We start from the raw sequence: 3,074 nt of genomic DNA, 5'->3' as shown, positions 1-3,074 counted from the left end.
AGAGACTCAAGAGGCAAATCAATGATGCGACTCAACAAGATGGCGCTGCCTATACTGGCCTTGGGCCTCACAGCCTGTGCGTCTATCGGTCAGCCCTCGGTTACCCCGATTGTGATCAGCGAGTGCAACCCGCCGCCAGCGGCGCTGCACCAACTGCCCACGAAACCCAGCGCGCCGTTAACGGGTTACCACCAGACGATATTCTCGCCCACGCCACAGATTATGGAAAGTGGTGCCAGCAATTAGAAACGCAATTAATACAAATCAATAAATATTATTCGGGTGGTGCTAAGTGATATTTGACCTGGCGATGGCATTCCAAATTATTTTGGGATTGGTTTCGACTCTTTTTGGTTTATGGATTAACGAACTCAAGAAGGATATTACTGCGCTGGAAAAGTCGGTTGAGAATATAAAGACCGATTATCAACGGCGTGAAGATGCAAAAACAAACTTTGACCTCATGATGACGACATTACGTGATGTCAGAAGTGCCATTGATCGTATTGACGGAAAATTGGATAAGAAGGCAGACAAATGAAATCACGCCAGAAACGCAGAAGTCGACGTGTTCATGTCGTTGAGAGTGAAGTGAATGCGCTGAAAAAAATAAGTACTCAGTTAGATCAGCTTTTTATTCCAGGGCAGGACTTGGAAATATTGGCAGACATTAATTTAAAACTTGAACGGATAGAAACCAATATGACGGCAATTCAGGTTGAGGCTCCCCGCCGTGGTGCCGTGGCCGGAGCCATTGCCGGTGGGTTATCCGGGGGGCTTATTGCGACAGCTATCGTGCTTATTAAAGCCCGTCTGGGGCTGTAACGATGGCGCATCCGCAGGAAACACGGGACAGGCTGCGTAGGTCGTATGTTTTCGGCCAGATGTCACTGGAAATCGCCGCTGCTCAGGCGGCAATCCCCTTTGTTACCGCCCGCCGCTGGAAAAAAGAGGCGCAGGATAATGGCGATGATTGGGATAAATTGCGGGCCGCTCACGTTATCGCAGGCGGCGGACTGGAGGACATTGCGCGGGCGGTACTGACTGGCCTGGTCACGCAGTACCAGACTACGCTGGAGCAGCTTAACGGTGACTCTAAGCTCCCGGCTCAAAAACGCGTCGAATTGTTGGCTAGCCTGGCTGATGCCTTTAACAAAGCGATATCTGCCAGTAAGAAGATATTGCCGGAAACTAGCCAGTTGGCTACTGCGCTGGATGTACTCCAGAAACTCAGCATCTTTATTTCTGAGAAGCACCCCCAGCATTTAGCGGCGTTCGTCGAGATATTAGAACCCTTTGGTGATGAAGTGGAGAAACACTATGGCTGATAAATTAATCCGTTTGGCGAGTAATTGCAGTGTTATGGCCAGCGATATTCTCAGCGTAGAAGTCAACTGCAATGGCTACATTGTTGTGACGACATCAGCAGGGAAATATGACGCTGAAGTGGGGTATGGCGAACTGACTTATCAGGCCCGTGACCGTCTGATTAACGAAATCAATAAGGCGCTGGAATAGCACTATGGCAAAGAAATTCACTGCGCGTGACTTTTCCAGCGAACTGGCAGACCTTGCCGCCAGCCTGCGCAGAACCATTGAAGCTGAGGATGTAGGTTTTGACCCCTCGGCTACTGCCGTAGCGGAACGTCACCAGCGGGTAAAAGACCCGGTGACGGGGTATGAGTTCTTTATCGAGAACTATTTCCCGCACTATGTTCGCCATAAAGACAAAAGCGAACTGCATAAATATCTGTTCAGTCGCCTGCCGGAAATTGTCGCCAGTCCCAAGGGCGAGAACGATGCCATTGCCGCCCCGCGTGGTGAAGCCAAATCCACTCTTGTCAGTCAGCTCTTTGTCCTGTGGGCCATCATTTGTGGCATCAAGCATTACCCGGTCATCGTAATGGACTCCATTGATCAAGCCTATCCGATGCTGGAAGCCATTAAAGCTGAACTGGTCTACAACCCCCGTTTGCTGATGGACTTCCCCGATGTTTGTGGTGCGGGCCGTGTGTGGCAAATGGGGACTATCCTGACCCGCAACGATATCAAGGTTCAGGTCGCCGGTTCGGGTAAGAAACTGCGCGGCTTACGTCATGGGCCATACCGTCCTGATCTGGTGGTACTGGATGATATCGAGAATGACGAGCAAGTCCGCAGCCCGGAGCAACGCGAGAAGCTGGAAAACTGGCTGAAGAAGACCGTGTTACCGCTGGGAACGGCGGGTGGTAAGCTCGATGTGATCTACATCGGGACTATCCTGCACTATGATTCTGTCCTTTCCCGTACCCTCAAAAACCCACTGTGGCGCGTCGCCCGCTTTAAAGCCCTGATACGCTGGCCATATAACATGTCGCTGTGGGACAAATGGGAAGAGATCCTGCGCAACAACGGTCAGGATGGTGAGATGCTGGCCAATGCCTACTATCAGCAACACCGCGCAGAGATGGACGAGGGGGCTATTGTGTCCTGGTCTGCGCGTCCTATCCTCGCCTTGATGCTTATCCGTGCGCGTGATGGTCATGCCACCTTTGACGCTGAATATCAGAATGATCCGGTCAGCGGTGAAGATGCGATTTTTGCAGGCGAAGGTGTGTTTCACTTTTGGGTTAACCGGCTTGATGAGTGGGTTTTCTACGGGGCTTGTGACCCTAGCCTGGGCAAACAGGGTGCCAGTCGTGACCCTTCCGCCTTATTGGTCGGCGGCTTTAACCGTCACACGGGCACTCTAAATGTGGTCGAGGCCGCAATCCGCAAACGGGTTCCCGATAAGATAATCTCAGACATTATCGAGTTACAGAAGGTTTATCGCTGCCTGGTGTGGAGCATTGAAACCGTACAGTTTCAGGAGTTCCTGCGCACGGAACTCATCAAGCGCTCCGCCATTGCCGGTATACCGGTGCCAGCCCGCGCCGTTATTCCTCACACCGATAAACTGTTACGTATCGAGTCATTGCAACCCCATATGGTGAATGGCTTGATCCGCCTGCACTCCAGCCAGACCACGCTGATTGAACAATTACGTCATTTCCCCAAAGCCGATCATGATGATGGCCCGGATGCCCTGCATATGT

6 protein-coding genes are annotated in these 3,074 nt (G+C 51.6%); all 6 read left to right on the top strand.

Annotation, left to right across the window (positions count from 1 at the left end; translation table 11 throughout):
• The coding region (locus AEP37_RS23000) for a hypothetical protein (RefSeq protein WP_244880838.1) at positions 1-246 on the top strand (246 nt) is incomplete at its 5' end.
• A 46-nt stretch (positions 247-292) separates the two neighbouring features.
• A complete protein-coding gene (locus AEP37_RS22995) occupies positions 293-541 on the top strand; it encodes a hypothetical protein (RefSeq protein ID WP_235801431.1) in 249 nt (82 codons plus the stop codon).
• Positions 538-825, top strand: a complete 288-nt coding sequence (locus AEP37_RS22990; RefSeq protein WP_049615500.1) for a hypothetical protein — start codon at positions 538-540, stop codon at positions 823-825. The genes AEP37_RS22995 and AEP37_RS22990 overlap by 4 nt, the downstream gene beginning before the upstream one ends.
• A 2-nt stretch (positions 826-827) precedes the next feature.
• Positions 828-1,328: a DUF1804 family protein gene (locus AEP37_RS22985; RefSeq protein ID WP_049615499.1), complete on the top strand. Its 501-nt coding sequence runs from the start codon at positions 828-830 to the stop codon at positions 1,326-1,328.
• Complete coding sequence (locus AEP37_RS22980; protein WP_049615498.1) at positions 1,321-1,518, top strand: hypothetical protein; 198 nt, start codon at positions 1,321-1,323, stop codon at positions 1,516-1,518. The genes AEP37_RS22985 and AEP37_RS22980 overlap by 8 nt, the downstream gene beginning before the upstream one ends.
• Positions 1,519-1,522: 4 nt before the next feature.
• Positions 1,523-3,074, top strand: a 1,552-nt coding sequence (terL, locus tag AEP37_RS22975) for a phage terminase large subunit (protein WP_049615497.1), incomplete at its 3' end; no start/stop codon positions are given.

This window comes from Yersinia pekkanenii (assembly GCF_001152565.1).
Classification (GTDB): Bacteria; Pseudomonadota; Gammaproteobacteria; order Enterobacterales; family Enterobacteriaceae; genus Yersinia; species Yersinia pekkanenii.
The sequence above is the reverse complement of the archived record's forward strand: the minus strand, read 5'-3'. Positions and strand labels throughout refer to the sequence as shown.

Excerpts from the sequence above, each read along its gene's own strand:
- AEP37_RS22990 (WP_049615500.1), top strand. The coding sequence starts at position 538 with ATGAAATCACGCCAGAAACGCAGAAGTCGACGTGTTCATGTCGTTGAG.
- AEP37_RS22985 (WP_049615499.1), top strand. The coding sequence starts at position 828 with ATGGCGCATCCGCAGGAAACACGGGACAGGCTGCGTAGGTCGTATGTT.
- AEP37_RS22980 (WP_049615498.1), top strand. The coding sequence starts at position 1,321 with ATGGCTGATAAATTAATCCGTTTGGCGAGTAATTGCAGTGTTATGGCC.